We start from the raw sequence: 17,600 nt of genomic DNA on the forward strand, positions 1-17,600 counted from the left end.
CTACTTTTATTAGGGGTAATAATACTAAAGAAATTAAGATTGCTAAAACAATAATAAGGTAAATCGAAAAGCTTTTTGTTTTGTTTTTTGCAATAAGATTTTCAAGTGTATTTATTGCGTCTGAACTGAAGTTCATTTGTTTCATATATTTTTGAAAAATTCGTTTGGCTTTAAATTATATAAAAAGAAACAGGAGATTGAAAAAACTATAGTAGTTACAATCGATCCTTCAAATCCAAAGTCTCCTCCACTTAAAAAAAACGGTTTTTCAGGAACATATTCTAAAATGCTTATTACCTTTATACCACTAATATTGCTGCCCAATAAACAACCTATTGAGAAATTCCAAAATGCATGTATGAAGCTAGTCAATAGAATTGAATTACTTTTTAAGTAAATCAAACTAAAAAAAACACCTGCTATCGCAACATTTACCAAACCTACTATATTGGTATTGGGATTGAATAAATGAAAAAAGCTAAAAAATAGAGAAACCAATATTATATTTTTTATTGAAATATCGTTAACCAGCATTTTATAAGGAATAAATCTGAATAGTATTTCCTCTAACAATGCTGAAAGAAATATTAAAATAAAATAAATAATAATTTCAATATCCCAATTATTATAGTTGTAGACTTTGATTAATTTAAATCCAATAAGAAAAAAATAGACAATAAACGGTATCAAACAAGTAAGCAAAATTGTAGTAGTATAGATACCTGTACGGAAAAAATTAATTTTAAAATTATCATATAATTTTTCTTTCCTGATTAAATATAGTATGTATATAAATTGAGGACAAAATGTAGCTATCCATATTTTATAACTGAATGTTTTTGTATTTAAATCTTCAAAAGCAACAAAAATAAAAGGTATGGATATAAAAGATATAATTAAAAAGGCTCTAACGTAAAAGTTAAATATTTTTTTCATATTGTAAATTAAAATAGTATTATCCTTAAAGTTTTTACTAAAAGGATAATACTGTGATTTAGTCTATACCAGATTAAATTTCATAACGTCTAGGACCTCCTACTGGATGAGCTGCAATAACATCTGCTGCCTGTTCTACAAAATATCCTACAAATCCAATTACAAATCCAATAAGTGAACCTCCATCAATTTGGTTCATCTCTTCGTTCGTTAGGGCTGTTAAATTTTCCATATTTATTTTTTATTTATTTAATTATTTATATTTATTTCATAAGGTTTTTTGCGGCATTGTATCCTTTTTTGACATCGTCTTGCGCATATATAAGTTCATATGCAACTTCTGCCAGAAGCCACCAGTAACCGCCTTCAACTTCTTGTGCTTCCTGAGCATTAAGCTCTACTAAATTTAATTTTTCTAAATTCATAATGTATGTTTTAATGGTTAAACATTTTTGGTAACTTTTTTACCAAATTGCTAAGTATTTTTAAGAAGTACTTAAAGCTGAATACATCCCCTGTAATTGGCCAATTACATTTAAGAAACTGATCTAAATTCTTGCAGCGATATCAAACTGAAAAATGTATCTCAATTTCTTGATGTCAAAACTAGAGAAACATCATAATCTCTACAATTGTTACATAGCGAAATTCAGGAATCTCGATACGGAATTCCTGAATTTCAGACAAAATAAAACACAAAGAGCTATTTATCAACAACTTAACAATTTATTATTTTTAAGATTTTATGCCTTAAATTCTGTACCGATACTATATTTTTGTCAGAAATTAAAAAACTATGACTCACTTTAGGTTTCTAAAAATCTTTTTTTTTATAGTATTTCCTATTTTTATATTAGCTCAACCTCCAAAAAAGAAACTTATAAATCTTTCATATCAGGAATTAAAAGAGTTTTTTAAAAAGAATGAGAAAGATGAAAATAAACAGTTGGTCTATGCTAATGCTTATTTAGCTAAGGCAAACAAAGAAAACAACTCAATTCAAAAGGCAACAGGATGGTATTTGCTTTCTTTATTATGTAAAGGAGATACAGCTATTCGTTATTTAGACAGTACAATTCAGTATTCTAAAAATTTGAATGATGTAAAGTATCCTGCTTATGCTTATTCCAGAAAAGCTTATGAGTTAAAATATCAGTCTAAGTACAAAGAAGCTATAGATAATTTTTTACTTGCAGAAAGTATTGCTAAAAAAAATAATACTGATTTTTATTACGACGTAAAATATTCTATAGCAGTTTTAAGATCCGAAGAATTAGGAGAAATAAACGAAGCACTAAAATTATACAAAGAGTGTTTTAATTACTATAAAGAAAAAAATGTCGAAGATGATAAATATTCATATAACTACCAAGATGTTCTATTTGGATTAGCAGATGCATACAAGGCATTGAAACAATCTGACTCAGCAACTTACTACAATAGATTAGGATATCATGAATCAAAACTTACCAAAGATTATGAATATAATGCCCTTTTTGTGTTAAATGAAGGAGCCAATCTGGTAGAAAAAAAAATGTATAATACCGCTGTAGACAGTATTAAGAAAGCTTTGCCGAAAATGATTTTCTATAAAAATGCAGAAAATATTTTAGCCTCTTATTATTATTTAGGAAAAGCGTATGATGGTTTAGGAAAAAAGAATAAAGCTGTCGAAAACTTTATGAAAGTAGATTCTATTTATAATAAAACAAAAAGAATAACTCCTGAATTCACAAGTGGGTACCTCTATTTAATTTCTTATTTTAAAAATAAAAAAGACAAAGAAAACCAGCTAAAGTATCTTTCTCAATACATGAATATTGATAGTATTTTGCAGAATAATTATAAAGAACTAACTAAAAAACTGCAAAAAGAATATGACACTCCCAATTTAATCTTAGAAAAAGAAAATTTGATACAAGAACTTACAAATGATAAGACTAAATCATATTGGGGTATTGGTTTATTATTTTTATTAGTAATAGCCACCACAAGTTTCGGATTTTATCAATATCAAACAAAAAAAAGACAGTATGTTCAATTCGAAAAAGTAATGCATACATCAACAAATATTAGTGAACCAGAAACGATCAAAACAGGTAAAAAAGAATTTAAAACTATTAAATCTGGAATAGAAAACATTGGCATCAACGAAGAACTTGTCGAACAGATATTAAAAAAGTTAAATCAGTTTGAAATAACAAAAGGATATTTATTATCAAATATTACCGTTCAGTCACTATCAGATACTTTTGAAACAAATAGTAAATATGTCTCTAAAGTGGTTAATACTTATAAAGAAAAAACTTTTATACAATACATTAATGATTTAAGAATTGAATATGCTTTACAGTCTTTAAAAAAAGATCCTAAATTGCAAAAATATACCATTCAGGCCCTGGCAATTGAGTTTGGTTTTAATAATGCAGAATCATTTTCAACTGCTTTTTATAAAAAATCAGGTATTAAGCCTGTTTATTTCATAAAGCAATTGGAAAAACTAAATAAAACATAAAGACTTAATAATCAATAATTTTAAACACTTTAAATATTTAATAATGTTTTCTTTGATACCGAAATTCCTGAATTTCGATAAATAGAAACTAGAATTTAGTATTTCATATTAAACAAAATTTATATTTGTGCGATAACATTATAAAAAAACAAATATGAAGACTAATAACTCTAAAAAAGAAAGCAATAAGTTTGATTTAGAAAAAATGGAATTTGCCAAACTAAAAAATATGCATTTGATTAATGGTGGACAAATTGATCTTGAAGATCCTGATCCAGATACAGGTACAGCAACTAGTAATCGTTGCAATAGAAAAAAGGATCAGGAACAATAAAACCGCAGAATGAAAATAATATACGTGATTTGTTTTGCTTGTCTTCTTTTATTTGGTTGCAAATCTTCAAAAGAAACTATTAATTTAAAAACAGGAAAAGATTTTAAAGAAACCTGGTACTGTAAAGACTTTGAGATAGATAGTTTACCCGGAATCTCTTTAGATAAATGGTACAGACAAAATAAAAAGAAGGCAAAAAAAACTATTATCGTTGCTGTAATTGATACGCAAATTGATAAAAATCATCAAGATCTACAGGATGAAATTTGGTTAAACACAAAAGAAATTGCGAATAATAATCTTGATGATGACCAAAATGGATATGTAGATGATATACAGGGATGGAATTTTACTGCAAAAAAGGATAGCTATATTGTTTGGGGGAATTTTGAATATGTAAGATTAGTAAGAGAGTTTCAAAACAAGTTTGAGAATCAAACAGAAACTACGGTTTCTAAAGACGACCTATTTTATTATAAGGAGTATCTACGCGCGAAAAAAAAACTGGAGGAAGAATCAAGCTATTATAAAACCAGGTTAAAATCTCTCAAGTATAGTATTAATATTTTCCCTATTGCCAAAGATAGCTTGAGACATTATTTTCCTAAAGAAGATTACACTTATGAACAACTGGATAGTTTGTACAAAATTCACAAAATAAATGATAAAACTTTTCGTCAGCGAAGAGAAAATAATGATAGAGACCTGGGAGCAATGATTGGCTTTTTGATGTTTAGACTAGAGTCTAATGAACAGACATTGACAGAAGTTATTGAAAGTAAAATTCAAACAGATTCTATCGTAAATAAAAATCTGAATATAAATTTTGATGAAAGAAAATTTATAGGAGATAATCCTAACATTTTAGAAAAAGGGTACGGCAGCAAGAATATAACTATTTCTAAGGAAGGACATAGATCTTTTCAGGATCATAATACAAAAGTATCAGGCATTATTGCCGCCAAGAGAAATAATAATCTTGGAATTAAAGGAATTGCTGAAAATGTCAAAATTATGCCACTTACTATTTCTTTTTCGGGAGACGAACATGACAAAGATATTGCAATGGCAGTTTACTATGCGGTTGATAATGGAGCAAAAGTGATTAATATGTCATTTATAAAAGAATTTTCATTACGCCAGCAATGGGTTTCAGAAGCTTTTAAATATGCAGAAAAGCACAATGTTTTATTAGTACATGCTGCCGGAAATGAAAGTTTTGACATTGATAAAAATCCTACTTATCCTAGTGATAATAATTTTGACGGAAGTGCAGAGATCTGTAATAATTTTATTAATGTTGGGTCAATATCAACTCGACTAAATACGACTTTTGTTTCTGATTTTTCAAATTATGGTAAGGAAAATGTTGATTTATTTGCTCCGGGAGAAGAAATCTACACGACTGCTGCCGGTAATACTTATAAATTTGATTCTGGCACTTCGCTAGCAGCTCCAATGGTTTCAGGTACAGCAGCATTAATCTGGTCCTATTATCCAAATCTTACAGCTACTGAGGTAAAACAAATTATATTGGATTCGGGAACACCCTATAATTTAGAGGTGATTGTACCGGGAACAAAAGATAAAAAAGTTCCCTTCTCAGAACTATCCAAATCAGGTAAAGTTTTAAATGTTTACAACGCCATGAAATTAGCCAAAGAAGTGAACAACAAGAAAAAATGACATTAGACTACAAAATTCTGCCTTTTAATGAATATGTACTAAGAACTCCCCTATTACCTTTGTCTTTGTATCTTGACACTATCGAAAACTATTCAGAAGGAAAAGCAAAAGAACTGTATCAAAACCCTTTAATCAGAGAAGCTATTCATCTGGCTTCTCCGGATTTGATAAAAGAACTCGATAAATGGGTAAAAAATGACTCGCATTTATCTGATGAAAAAGCAAAAAAATTAGAGATTACTTTTTTAAAATATTTAGCCAGAATGTCCTCCAGATGTACCCCTTTTGGTCTGTTTGCAGGCTGTTCAATGGGGAGAATAGCAACCGAAACTAAAATTATTCTGGAGGATTCTGACAAATTTCAACGTATTACGCAATTTGACATGCAATTTTGGAGTACGTTGCTGCAAGAAATTGCGAATAAAAAAGAAGTAAAGCCACATTTGAAATTTTATCCCAATACTAGTATCTATAAAATTGGGGAATTCTATAGATATGTAGAGTATAAATATGTAAAAACAAAAAGAGAACACAGTATTACAGCCTTACGAAAATCTGTTGCGCTAACTAAATTGCTTTATAATGCCAAATCAGGAATCTCTATTGAAGAAATGGTTGTTCTTTTGTCAGATAATGAAAGTGAAAAGCAAGAAGCCTATGAATTTATTTTAAAACTTATCGATTTTCAATTTTTAGTAAGTGAGCTGGATGTGGTTGTTACGGGAGATAATGAATGGAACAGGGTTTTATCTCTTATTAAGAAAATCCCCGCCCTGGATAAAGAATATGAAATTTTAGAACAAATCAAAAAGAAACTTTCCGGTTTAGATACAGTTCTTATCCCTTCTGAAAAAGAATACGAAGAAATCAAATACGATATCAAAAAAACAGGAATTGAGTTTGAAGACAAATACCTTTTTCAGACCGATTTAAATTCAATTGCTGCTGTAAATACTGTAAATGTAAATGTTTCCAAAAAAGTAGTACAGGCTCTTCATTTTTTGAATGGAATTCAAACTAAAAAAAAATTTCAAAATCAGGAAAATTTTAAAAAGGCATTTATTCAAAGATATGAGAGCAAAATGATGCCGCTCACAACAGTTTTAGATACAGAAACAGGAATTGGTTATCTTCAAAATCAGGATATGAATGACACTCATGAGATCCTGGAATTTCTTAAGCTTAAGCCTAAAGAATCAAAAGAGGAAAATCAGGTTTGGACTTCTTATGACTTTATTTTGCAGAAAAAAATGCAGGAATGCATCTTAAAAGATGAAAAAGTAATAGCACTAAGTGAGCATGATTTTATCGATTTTAATACTGACTGTAAAGATCTGCCTGCCACATTCTCTGTAATGATTGAAGTTCTTGATCAGGATAAAATCATAATCGAATCTTCAGGAAATGTTAGTGCTGCTAAATTATTAGGCCGATTTTGTAATATAAATCCGGCTATTCATACTTTAACTAAACAAATAATCCAAAAAGAAGAAGCTTATTATTCAGATAAAATAATGGCGGAAGTGGTTCATATTCCGGAATCAAGAACAGGAAACATATTACGCCGGCCTGTTTTACGAAATCATGAAATAAGCTACTTAGCAAAATCTGGTGTCTCTGAGAATCAAACTATTGATCTGAACGATTTATTGGTTTCTGTTAAAAATGATACCATAATAGTGTTCTCAAAAAAGCACCATAAAGAAGTGATTCCCTGCTTATCAAATGCCCATAATTTTGCTAAAGGTTCTTTGCCTATTTACCATTTTTTATGCGACCTGCAAGCGCAACAATCAAAGCCAATTGATTCTTTTGACTGGGGTGTTCTAAAAAAACATTATAATTTTTTTCCAAGAGTAATGTACCGGGATATTATTTTATCAAAAGCTAAATGGATTATAAAAAAAGAAGAGATAGCAGCTTTTTATAAAATCAATGATAAACAATCTTATGAAAAATTTTTAATATGGAGGTCCTCCCGAAATATTCCTCAATATATAAACTGGACTAGCGGAGACAATACATTATTATTTGATTTTGAAACTGAGATTGGAGTGGAATTATTTTTAAAATCAGTTCAAAACCGGGAAAAAATTACTTTGGAAGAATTTTTATTTACAAAAGAATCTGTTGTGAAGAATAAAAATAACGATGTTTTTTGTAATCAGTTTATAGTATCATTTTACAAAGAATAAAAAATGCAAAGAGATTTTTGTTTAGGCAGTCAATGGTTGTACTATAAAATTTATACCGGTATTATGACAGCCGATTCTATCTTATTAGAAAAACTAAACCCTGTTATATCTTATTTAGAAGGAAAGAAAAAGATACAAAAATGGTTTTTTATACGATATAGGGATCCTGAAAACCATATAAGACTTCGTTTTTTGGTCGATGATACTGATAATTTAGCTCTAATTATCAAGGCACTTCATTCTGTTTTTAAAGAACTTATGGATGAAAATTTGATTTGGAAAATACAGACTGATACCTATCAAAGAGAAATCGAAAGATATGGGAAAGAAACGATGTATTATTCTGAATTTCTTTTTTGGAAAGACAGTAAGATGATTTTAAAATATTTGAACCTGAAACCTTCTTTTTTGGAGAAAGAAATGCCACTTTTTTTTAGTTTTTTGGCCATTGACTCTTTTTTAAATTTGTTTATGCTGTCCTCTTTAGAGAAGCTGACTTTCATGAATGAACTTCAGATTGCTTTTAAAAAAGAATTTGAAACAGATAAAATTCAAAAAAAGAAAATGGACATCCATTATCGATCATTATATCCGCAATTAGAACGTTTTTTAGAACCTTCAGATCAAAATACTATTCCCGAAATCTTTTATATTGTAAACGAAAGGTCAAATCAAATCAAAGACATAGCTTTAAAAATAATAAAGAAAATCGAAATTCCGTTGAATGATTTTCTATCAAGTCACATTCATATGATGATTAATAGACAATATACATCAAAACAAAGAATATATGAACTTATTATTTATGACCACATGTATCGATACTATAAAACTTTAAACTACAAAAGATAGCATTCAGAAATATTAGAGTATTCATCAATCCTCATACATCTCCATCCACAGCCTCGTCTCCTCCAAATCCAGTTCTTTCTCAATCTTCCTGAAAATCTCTTCATTGACAGAACCTGCTTTATGCATCGATTCCAGTTTATTGCGTTCAACATTCAGGAGATCAATTTGTATTTTGGTGAAATCGTTGAAAATTTCCCCTCCCATTACATTTCCTTTTCCGAAGAAGTTGGCAGGGAGTTCCGTTTTTTGAAGGCGGTTGAATTTTACTTCGTATTTGCTTTTGATGTTGTGGAGCAAGTCATCGTTGAGTAAGGAGAAATTATCTTCGATATGCGTAATGGTTTGCGAAACGATAATGTTTCGGATCTCGTATTCTTCGGCAAGGATAGAATATTTTTCGATTTTTAGTTTTTTAATCAGCCAGGGTAAAGTCAGTCCCTGAATGACTAAGGTGGAAAGAATTACACAAAACACCAGATAAATGATGAGGTTTCGGAGTGGGAATTCTTCGGTTTCATTCATCATTAAAGGCAATGCCAACGCAGCCGCCATCGACACCACGCCACGCATTCCGGACCAGCCAAAAACAATCATATTCCTGAAATCGAATTCTTCCTGCAAGCGGATTTTTTTACTGATATATCTTGGAAGCAAAGTCGCCGGAATCACCCATAAAAAACGCACCAAAATCACGACCAAACTCACCGAAGCGCCCCAGACAAACAAAGACCAGCCGGAGTAATCCCCGATTCCCTCGATAATCTGGCGCAGCTGCAACCCGATTAAGATAAAGATCAGTCCGTTTAAGATGTTGGTTAAAACACTCCAGATGGTTCCCGTCATGATTCGGCTTTCGTGCGTAAAAATCGTTCCTGATCTTGCCGAAAGAAAAAGTCCGGTTGCCACAACGGCCAAAACTCCCGAAGCTTCAAAATGTTCGGCAATTAAATAGGATGCAAAAGGCGTCAGCAAAGTCAAAGTCGCTTCGATCACCTCATCGCAGACAAACTTTTTATGAATAAAACTCATGATATATCCTACGCCTAAACCAATGGCAATTCCTAAAACCGACATCACAACAAAGTTCAGTCCCGCTTGCCAGAGTACAAAATTTCCGGCAGTAATGGCAGTCAAAGCATATTTGTAAGCAACAAGACCACTGGCATCGTTTACCAGACTTTCGCCTTCGAGTATCGCAATCAACCTGGGGTGTAAACCCAAACCTTTTGTAATAGAAGTCGCCGAAACCGCATCAGGAGGCGAAACAATCGCACCCAGTAAAAAAGCTAACGGCCAGGAGATATCATCTATTAACATGTGGGCAGCAAAAGCGACGGCAACAGTGGTAAAAAGTACCAAACCAACGGCTGCCAAAGTAATAGGCCGAATGGTTTGCTTAAAATCAGACCAGCTCGTGTACCATGCCGCATGATACAAAAGTGGCGGCAAGAAGACAATAAAAACAACCTCCGGACTTAAAGCAATAACCGGAAGTCCCGGAATAACGCTAATAATGACACCACAAAGGACCAGCACAATCGGAATAGGAAAATTGTATTTTTTACTGATCAGGCTTAGGAATGCGACGCCAAATAGTAACATGATAATTACGGTAATATTTTCCATTTTGTGATTGTTTTGGTAATTCTGGTATTAGGGTACGAATATAATATTTTTAAAGGTTTGTTGTGACTATGATTTTATGGGTTCTTTTTTTGCCACTTCCGATAGCTATCGGGAGTCGCAAAAAAAATTATACACAACATCATTAAACCCAATTCATCAAAATCTCTTAACCAAATTTTATTATCCCTTTAAGTCATAAATATCTTAAAAAAAATTACATTTGAATCTTAAATACATTGCCACAAATTATGATTCAGAAAAGAAATTTTATTGGTTTACTGGCCTTATTAGCCGTCTTTTTTTACGCACCACTTACCTACTCGCAAACCGCACCGCCAAAAACTGAAAATCGTTCCAAACTTTTTGATGAAACGACTACAGACAGTGATTATTTAATATCGATCGAAAAAGCCGGAGAGGTTTTGGAATCTGCTCATAATGACACGGAGTTTGATGGAAACAGCCATCGTTTGTTTGGAGAAATTAAAAGAACGCAAAGTAAACTTGATCTCATTCTGGCAAGTTTAAAAGGGGCAAATCCCAATGTGCGCAACCAGCAAATGTACCGTATTGTCCTGAAAGAAATCGAACAGGAGCTTGACGAACAAAATACGGCAATCAACTTAAGAAATAAGAATCTTGAAAAAATCAAAAGCAGGGTTATTGATTTGCGCAAGGACAAAACCCTAATGGGACTTTTGAAAGACACTATTCGTCGTAAACAATTTAAAACCGAATTCGCCAATCTTAAAAACAGATACCTGAGCACGGACAGTTTAATGACCAAAAACCAGGGTATTTTAAACAAAAATAAAAGACTGACTGTTGAAAGAAAAATTGCCGTTTCGAATGCTTTAATTATAGTCGAAAGTAAACTGGAACAATCCGGAATAAGCATGCTGAAAAAAGAATATCCCGCTTTATGGAGCCGCGATTCTGCAGCTAAAAAAATAGTGGGACAAAATATTAAGGCTAAAATAATTATTGAGGAAAATGTCGCTGCTTATTATCTGAGTTACAGGGCGGGCGGATTAATTTCGCTGGTTTTACTAATGGGTTTATTGGGCTGGTATATTTCACGCAACTTAAAATACCTGAAAAATAACGGACATGCAGACAATCTGTCTCAGTTTAACTTTAAATATTTAAATCGTGGCGTGATTATTCCGGTAGCTGTCATTGGCCTTAATATTGCCGTGGTGAGTAATTTATATGCACCGGCCATGTTTATCGAACTCATTCAGCTGGTTCTGCTGGGGCTGATCACTTTTCTGTTTAAAGATAAATGGTCAAAAGCGTCGATGCGCAATTGGTCACTTCTGCTGGTATTATTTTTTGTGCTGTGTTTCTTAGACCTATTTATTGCCGTTGGTTTTATACAACGTTGTGCTTTTATCGTCATCAATATACTAGGAATCCGTTATGGGCTGGTTCAGATTAAAAGTCTTAAAGATCAGCTTTACATTAAAGGATTCATTAAATGGGCGAAAATTATTTTTATTGGGCTAAATATTCTGGCACTGCTAAATAATCTTTTCGGAAGGGTTTCACTTGCCAATATGTTAAGCTTAACGGCTTTTATATCACTTACCCAAATTGTGGCGCTAAGTGTGCTTTTAAAAATTGTACTAGAAATTATCCTTTTACAAATTTATACCACCAGGGTTAAACGTGGTATCGAAAAGATTTTTGATTTCGAAAGCCTGTCTGAAACACTCAAAAAACCTTTTATCATCGTAATTAGTTATATGTGGATTGTCGTAATCGCAGCCAACTTAAACATCTGGGAATCTTTACGCGCCGGTTTAAATTCATTACTAAGCCATCCCAATACCATAGGCAGCATCACTTTTACGTTAGGAAACATTGTATTGTTTTTTATCATTATCTGGCTGGCGCATTTATTGCAAAATTACGTAGCGTACTTTTTTGGAGAAGTTGACGATGAAAACGAAGAAAACATCAACAAAAAACAGCATTCTAAATTATTGATTACAAGATTGGTGGTTTTAATTTGCGGGTATCTTTTGGCTGTTGCCGCATCCGGAATGCCATTGGATAAATTAAGTATTTTACTGGGAGCTTTGGGTGTTGGTGTTGGACTTGGACTTCAGAGTGTGGTTAACAATTTCGTTTCGGGTATTATCCTGATTTTCGACAAGCCCATACAAATTGGAGACGTTATCAATATTGCTTCTGAATCCGGTCGTGTAAAATCGATGGGATTGCGTACCACCAAAATCAATTCGGCAAACGGTGCCGAGATCATTATCCCGAATGGTAATTTATTGTCGCAAAACATTACCAACTGGACGTATACAGATAATTTTAAACTGGTAGAAATCGCTGCAGAAGTAAGCGGCGAGATTATGCCCGAAGAAATTAATACCCTGATTTTAGAATCGCTTGAAAGCATGGATTTAGTAAATAATGCTAAACCGCCGCAAATTTATTACACGGCTATTACTGAGGGGAAATTCAACCTGCAAATCAAATTCTGGTGCAGCATTTACCGTACCGAAGAAACAATAAGTACAGCCCGCCAGGTACTTTTTAGTAATTTTAAAGAAAAAGGTTTAACCTTATCGACATAAAAAAACAATTTAGAATTTTCTTAAAATCCGTCAAATTAAAGGTTTGACGGATTTTTTTTATGTTATTTCCAGAATCAGCAACTAAAACACACAACTTTCTGTTTTAAAAGATGTTAAACTTTAAACAAAACGATTACAGAATTAGACGATAAAGAGTTAAATTTATTGAAATATACATGTTTATTTGTAATACAATTAATCTTATCTTAGCAGAATAATATCCTTTTGGGATTTAAATGCCTTTGGGATACGAGAAAAAAAAGCTCAGACGAGGCATTATTTCAATTAGAAAAAACACTGAATTTCAAACAGATAAAAGTGTACACTAACGGTACTTTCTGTAAATCCAGAAAAATCCCGGAACCGGATCAACATATTAAATTTTATAATATTCAAAATGAATACACAGCATTACAATCTATTACTAGCTGATGATGATGAAGATGATTGCGCTTTTTTTAAAGAAGCACTGGATGAATTATCGCTTCCTGTATCTCTTGTGACTGTTAATGACGGCGTACAGCTTATGGATTTTTTAGCTAAAAATTTCTCCGGTAACTTACCGGACCTTCTTTTTCTGGATCTGAATATGCCCCGTAAAAACGGTTCTGAATGTTTGACAGAAATAAAAGAAAGAGCAGAACTTAAAGAACTTCCTGTCATTATTTTTTCGACTTCGCTCGACAATGAAATTGTCGATATCATGTATGAAAAAGGGGCAACATATTACATTCGCAAACCCGGCGAATTTTCTAAATTAAAAAAAGTGATCGAAAATGCGCTTACCATAGCCTCCCAAAATAATTTTAAGCGACCTTTAAGAGAGCATTTTATACTCCAACCCTAATTTGTTTCCAGAATGAGCTTTACAGATCATAAACATTATTTTCTATCCGATGGTGGCGAAATGGGCAAATTGATACGCTCAAAAGACTGGAGTAAAACATCTTTAGGCGATCCTGGCAACTGGCCTCAAAGTCTCAAAACCATTGTTTCCCTAATGCTCAACAACCCCTTTGGAATGTTAATAGTATGGGGTGACGATTTTACGCAAATATACAACGATACCTATAGTCAGATTCTGGGTTCCAAACATCCTAAAGCCTTGGGAATTAGTTCTCAAATTACATTTTCAGAAGTTTGGGATACCCTTGCCCCTATGTTTTATGATGTTATGAAAGGAAGTTCGGTTAGTTTTCCGGATTTTAAATTAACATTAGACAGAAATGGATATGATGAAGATTGCTATTTCGATTTCTCGTACAGCCCCATAAAAAAAGAAGATGGCACAGTAGGCGGCCTTTTGGTTACGGTGATCGAAACTACAGAAAAAGTAAGGGCTACAGCAGCGCTAAAAGAAAGCAATGCCCGATTTAGAAATAATATCATGCAGGCTCCCGTGGCCATGTGTGTCATGAGAGGAGAAAATCATGTTGTAGAAATTGCCAACGATCAAATGATTCAGTTATGGGGAGTTGAAGCCAGCGAAATTCTTGACAAACCTGTTTTTGATGCCCTCCCGCAAACAAGGAATCAATATCTCGAAGATGTACTGAATAATGTGTACAAAACCGGAAAAAAATTTATTGCCAATGAACAACTGGTTAAGCTGCCACGTGACGGCAAAATAGAAGATACTTATTTAAATTTTGTTTACGAAGCCTTAAGAGAAGCTGACGGAAGTATTTCCGGCGTTGTAGGCATTGCCATAGAAGTAACTGCCCAAGTCGTTTCGCGTTCGAAAATAGAAGAAAGTGAACAAAAAGTAAGAGAACTGGTTGAAAATGCCCCTTTTCCAATTGCTTTATACACAGGGAAAGAAATGATGGTTGAACTCGCCAATGATTCTATCATCAAAGTATGGGGAAAAGGCAATGATGTCATTGGAAAATCATTTAAAGATGTGGTTCCCGAACTGGACAATCAATTGGTTTTTGAACAGATTAATGAAGTCTTAACCAGCGGAAAATCTTTTCATACCAAAAATACGCCACTGGACCTGACAGTTGACGGGAATTTAGGGACCTATTATTTTAATTACAGCTTAACACCAATATATGATTTAAACGGAAACGTTTATGGTGTAATGAACACGGGGGTCGATCTGACGGACCTCAACGTAGCCAAGAAAAAAATTGAAGAAAGCGAACAAAACTTACAAAGCATGGTTTTGCAATCGCCAATTGGTATTTGCGTACTGGATGCCGATACTCTAATAAGCGAAATTGTAAATGAAAGCTTTATTGAGGTAGCCGGAAAGACCCGCGAAGAAATTGCAGGAAAACCTTATTGGGAGACTTTTGCCGAGGTAAAACTTTATTATGAAGAGGCACTTCAAAAAGTAGTAAAAGAAGGCGTTCCTTTTTTTGCCAATGAAGTCGAAATGATACTAATCAGGCACGGGAACAAAGAAACCGTCTATGTTACTTTTGTATATGCCCCGCTGAAAAACATTGAAGGCAAAGTCACCAAAATTGCGATTTGGGTACTTGACAATACCCCACAGGTAATTGCCAGACAAAAAATTGAAGAAGCAGATAAACGTTTCCGTAATACCGTAAAACAGGCACCTGTTGGCATCACCATTTTACGAGGACCGGAACATATTGTTGAAATGGCCAATGAATCGTATCTGAAACTTGTAGACAGAGAAGAAAAAACTTTTGTAGGCAGGCCATTATTCGATTCGTTGCCCGAAGTAAGAGAATCGGTAAGTTCCCTTTTAGATAATGTTTTAAATACAGGCATCCCTTTTCATGGAAATGAATTGCCAATTCCGTTAAGCCGATATGGAAAACAGGAAATTTTTTATTTTGATTTTCTATACCATCCCTTAAAAGAAGAAAACGGAGAAATCTCAGGTGTGATAGTAACGGTGACCGAAGTAACTGAAAAAGTCGAAGCCCGAAAGAAAACAGAACTTAACGAAGAAAGACTTAACATAATAGTCGAAGCCAGCGAACTGGGTACCTGGGAATTACACGTAAAAACAAAAGAACTACAGTATTCAACAAGATATATTGAGATCATTACAGGTCGTAAACATAAGGTAAATTTAACCCATGCACAATTACTGAGTCATGTTCACCCCGACGATTTAAACATTCGGGCAAAAGCTTTTAAAGACGCCATTTCATCAGGATATCTTCAATATGAAGTGAGACTAATCTGGGAAGATCAGTCGATTCATTGGGTTGAAGCCAAAGGAAAAGTATTTTACGGCCCCGATGCTACTCCTGAAAAACTATTAGGCACTGTACGGGATATCACCGATGAAAAAAATCACCAGCAGGAACTTGAGGCCAGCGAAAAAAGGTTCCGTAAACTAGTCATGGAATCCCCTGTTCCCAAAGCGATTCTTAAAGGCAGGGATATGGTTATTGAAATGGCCAATGCTGCACTTTTGAAAAATATCTGGAGAAAAAAAGAAAGTGATGTTCAGGGCAAAAACATATTAGATGTATTTCCGGAACTCAAAAAACAGAAATATGCCCGACTACTAAATGAAGTCTACACAACCGGAAATGTACACTCCGAATCAGAATCATTGTTTTATTTAAATCATGATAATACTGAACATAAAATGTACATCGATTTTGAATATGCCCCACAACGTGAGTTAGACGATACGATTTCAGGTATAAAAATAACCCTGATTGATGTTACTGAAAAAGTCGAAGCCCGAAAAAAAATAGAGGAAAGCGAAAAAAGATTCCGTTCCCTGACCGAAAGTATACCTCAGCTTATCTGGGAAACAGACGAAAAAGGAAATGCCTTGTTTACTTCTGGTAAATGGTTCGAATATACAGGCGTTGTCCCTACCGGCGAAGCGGTATGGAAAGCCATGATTCATCCTGATGATTTTGACGAAAACAATAAAATCTGGAGTAACAGTTTAGCTACCGGAGAAGTATATCGCGCAGATGTCAGGGTTTTACGAAAAGACGGAACCTACAGATGGCATGCTGTAATTGGCGAACCTGTCCTGAACAAAGACAATAAAATCATTAAATGGGTTGGGGCTTTTACCGATATACAGACAGAAAAAGCATTTACCCAGGAGTTAGAAAAACAAGTTACTGCCAGAACCAAAGAACTGGAGCATAAAAATATAGAACTGGAGCAAATGAACAAAGAACTTCAGTCGTTTGCCTATATTTCGAGCCACGATTTGCAGGAACCGCTACGAAAAATTCAAACCTTTGCCACACAAATTATAGAAAAAGAATCAGAGAATTTATCAGATTACGGAAAAGACAAATTCCAGCGTATGCAAAATGCTGCACAACGCATGCAAACCCTTATAAATGATTTGCTTTCGTATTCCAGAACCAACATTCAGGAAAGAATATTCGAAAAAGTAAACCTTTCTAAAATTATCGATGAGGTCAAAGAAGACCTGAGAGAAGAGCTGGAACAAAAAAATGCGATAATCGAAAGTAATGAAACCTGCGAAGTAAGTATTATCCCGTTTCAATTCAGGCAATTATTATACAATCTGGCCAGTAATTCATTGAAATTTTCAAATCCCGATGTTCGCCCGGTAATACAAATAAAAAGTACATTTGCTAAAGGAGAAGATCTAAACAACGAAACCTTAGCCAAAGAAGTCCTTTACTGCCATATTAGTATTGCAGATAACGGTATTGGTTTTGAACCTCAGTACAACAAAAAAATATTCGAAGTTTTTCAGCGTTTACACGGAAAACTCGAATATACCGGAACAGGAATTGGGCTTGCCATCGTTAAAAAAATTGTAGAAAACCACAACGGAGTGATTACCGCAACAGGAGAAAAAAACAAAGGCGCCACTTTTGACATCTATATACCGGTACTCTAAAAATATATACTCATAAAAAAAA

General features: G+C 33.4%; 12 protein-coding genes. 8 read left to right on the forward strand and 4 right to left on the reverse strand.

The features are described from left to right. Positions 1 to 141: 141 nt before the first annotated feature. The 3 genes from ACHRWY_RS16945 to ACHRWY_RS16955 form a co-directional block, all read right to left on the reverse strand. Entirely contained in the window at positions 142 to 936 is a 795-nt protein-coding gene (locus ACHRWY_RS16945; RefSeq protein WP_395356260.1) for a type II CAAX prenyl endopeptidase Rce1 family protein, read from the reverse strand. 73 nt (positions 937 to 1,009) lie between these two features. Further along, on the reverse strand, positions 1,010 to 1,135 hold the full coding sequence (locus ACHRWY_RS16950) for a hypothetical protein (RefSeq protein ID WP_395356262.1): 126 nt from the start codon (positions 1,133 to 1,135) through the stop codon (positions 1,010 to 1,012). Between the two features lie 64 nt (positions 1,136 to 1,199). Continuing rightward, a complete protein-coding gene (locus ACHRWY_RS16955) occupies positions 1,200 to 1,361 on the reverse strand; it encodes a hypothetical protein (RefSeq protein ID WP_395356263.1) in 162 nt (53 codons plus the stop codon). Positions 1,362 to 1,732: 371 nt separating this feature from the next. On the opposite strand from ACHRWY_RS16955, the gene ACHRWY_RS16960 reads away from it, so the two are divergent. The 5 genes from ACHRWY_RS16960 (at position 1,733) to ACHRWY_RS16980 (ending at position 8,518) form a co-directional block, all read left to right on the forward strand. After that, complete coding sequence (locus ACHRWY_RS16960) at positions 1,733 to 3,451, forward strand: helix-turn-helix domain-containing protein (RefSeq protein ID WP_395356265.1); 1,719 nt, start codon at positions 1,733 to 1,735, stop codon at positions 3,449 to 3,451. Between the two features lie 154 nt (positions 3,452 to 3,605). Beyond that, positions 3,606 to 3,785 carry a hypothetical protein gene (locus ACHRWY_RS16965; protein ID WP_395356266.1) on the forward strand — a complete coding sequence of 60 codons (180 nt, stop codon included), beginning with the start codon at positions 3,606 to 3,608 and terminating at the stop codon, positions 3,783 to 3,785. 9 nt (positions 3,786 to 3,794) lie between these two features. Continuing rightward, positions 3,795 to 5,471, forward strand: a complete 1,677-nt coding sequence (locus ACHRWY_RS16970) for a S8 family peptidase (protein WP_395356267.1) — start codon at positions 3,795 to 3,797, stop codon at positions 5,469 to 5,471. Further along, complete coding sequence (locus tag ACHRWY_RS16975) at positions 5,468 to 7,666, forward strand: lantibiotic dehydratase family protein (protein ID WP_395356268.1); 2,199 nt, start codon at positions 5,468 to 5,470, stop codon at positions 7,664 to 7,666. The genes ACHRWY_RS16970 and ACHRWY_RS16975 overlap by 4 nt, the downstream gene beginning before the upstream one ends. Positions 7,667 to 7,669: 3 nt before the next feature. Continuing rightward, positions 7,670 to 8,518, forward strand: coding sequence for a thiopeptide-type bacteriocin biosynthesis protein (locus tag ACHRWY_RS16980; RefSeq protein WP_395356270.1), 849 nt, complete (start codon positions 7,670 to 7,672; stop codon positions 8,516 to 8,518). A gap of 24 nt (positions 8,519 to 8,542) precedes the next feature. Here the strand turns inward: ACHRWY_RS16980 and ACHRWY_RS16985 are convergent, their stop codons facing one another. Next, positions 8,543 to 10,144 (reverse strand): Na+/H+ antiporter, encoded by a 1,602-nt coding sequence (locus ACHRWY_RS16985; protein WP_395356271.1) that lies wholly within the window; start codon positions 10,142 to 10,144, stop codon positions 8,543 to 8,545. A gap of 248 nt (positions 10,145 to 10,392) precedes the next feature. On the opposite strand from ACHRWY_RS16985, the gene ACHRWY_RS16990 reads away from it, so the two are divergent. The 3 genes from ACHRWY_RS16990 (at position 10,393) to ACHRWY_RS17000 (ending at position 17,578) form a co-directional block, all read left to right on the forward strand. Continuing rightward, on the forward strand, positions 10,393 to 12,738 hold the full coding sequence (locus ACHRWY_RS16990) for a mechanosensitive ion channel family protein (RefSeq protein WP_395356273.1): 2,346 nt from the start codon (positions 10,393 to 10,395) through the stop codon (positions 12,736 to 12,738). Between the two features lie 397 nt (positions 12,739 to 13,135). Next, positions 13,136 to 13,585, forward strand: a complete 450-nt coding sequence (locus tag ACHRWY_RS16995) for a response regulator (RefSeq protein WP_395356274.1) — start codon at positions 13,136 to 13,138, stop codon at positions 13,583 to 13,585. Positions 13,586 to 13,597: 12 nt separating this feature from the next. After that, on the forward strand, positions 13,598 to 17,578 hold the full coding sequence (locus ACHRWY_RS17000) for a PAS domain S-box protein (RefSeq protein ID WP_395356275.1): 3,981 nt from the start codon (positions 13,598 to 13,600) through the stop codon (positions 17,576 to 17,578). Positions 17,579 to 17,600 lie beyond the last annotated feature (22 nt).

This window comes from Flavobacterium sp. FlaQc-48 (assembly GCF_044007335.1).
In the GTDB taxonomy this organism is placed as follows: Bacteria; Bacteroidota; Bacteroidia; order Flavobacteriales; family Flavobacteriaceae; genus Flavobacterium.

Bases quoted from the DNA above. Each gene is read 5' to 3' on its own strand.
- ACHRWY_RS16945 (WP_395356260.1), bottom strand. From the start codon at position 936: ATGAAAAAAATATTTAACTTTTACGTTAGAGCCTTTTTAATTATATCT.
- ACHRWY_RS16950 (WP_395356262.1), bottom strand. From the start codon at position 1,135: ATGAACCAAATTGATGGAGGTTCACTTATTGGATTTGTAATTGGATTT.
- ACHRWY_RS16955 (WP_395356263.1), bottom strand. From the start codon at position 1,361: ATGAATTTAGAAAAATTAAATTTAGTAGAGCTTAATGCTCAGGAAGCA.
- ACHRWY_RS16960 (WP_395356265.1), top strand. From the start codon at position 1,733: ATGACTCACTTTAGGTTTCTAAAAATCTTTTTTTTTATAGTATTTCCT.
- ACHRWY_RS16965 (WP_395356266.1), top strand. From the start codon at position 3,606: ATGAAGACTAATAACTCTAAAAAAGAAAGCAATAAGTTTGATTTAGAA.
- ACHRWY_RS16970 (WP_395356267.1), top strand. From the start codon at position 3,795: ATGAAAATAATATACGTGATTTGTTTTGCTTGTCTTCTTTTATTTGGT.
- ACHRWY_RS16975 (WP_395356268.1), top strand. From the start codon at position 5,468: ATGACATTAGACTACAAAATTCTGCCTTTTAATGAATATGTACTAAGA.
- ACHRWY_RS16980 (WP_395356270.1), top strand. From the start codon at position 7,670: ATGCAAAGAGATTTTTGTTTAGGCAGTCAATGGTTGTACTATAAAATT.
- ACHRWY_RS16985 (WP_395356271.1), bottom strand. From the start codon at position 10,144: ATGGAAAATATTACCGTAATTATCATGTTACTATTTGGCGTCGCATTC.
- ACHRWY_RS16990 (WP_395356273.1), top strand. From the start codon at position 10,393: ATGATTCAGAAAAGAAATTTTATTGGTTTACTGGCCTTATTAGCCGTC.
- ACHRWY_RS16995 (WP_395356274.1), top strand. From the start codon at position 13,136: ATGAATACACAGCATTACAATCTATTACTAGCTGATGATGATGAAGAT.
- ACHRWY_RS17000 (WP_395356275.1), top strand. From the start codon at position 13,598: ATGAGCTTTACAGATCATAAACATTATTTTCTATCCGATGGTGGCGAA.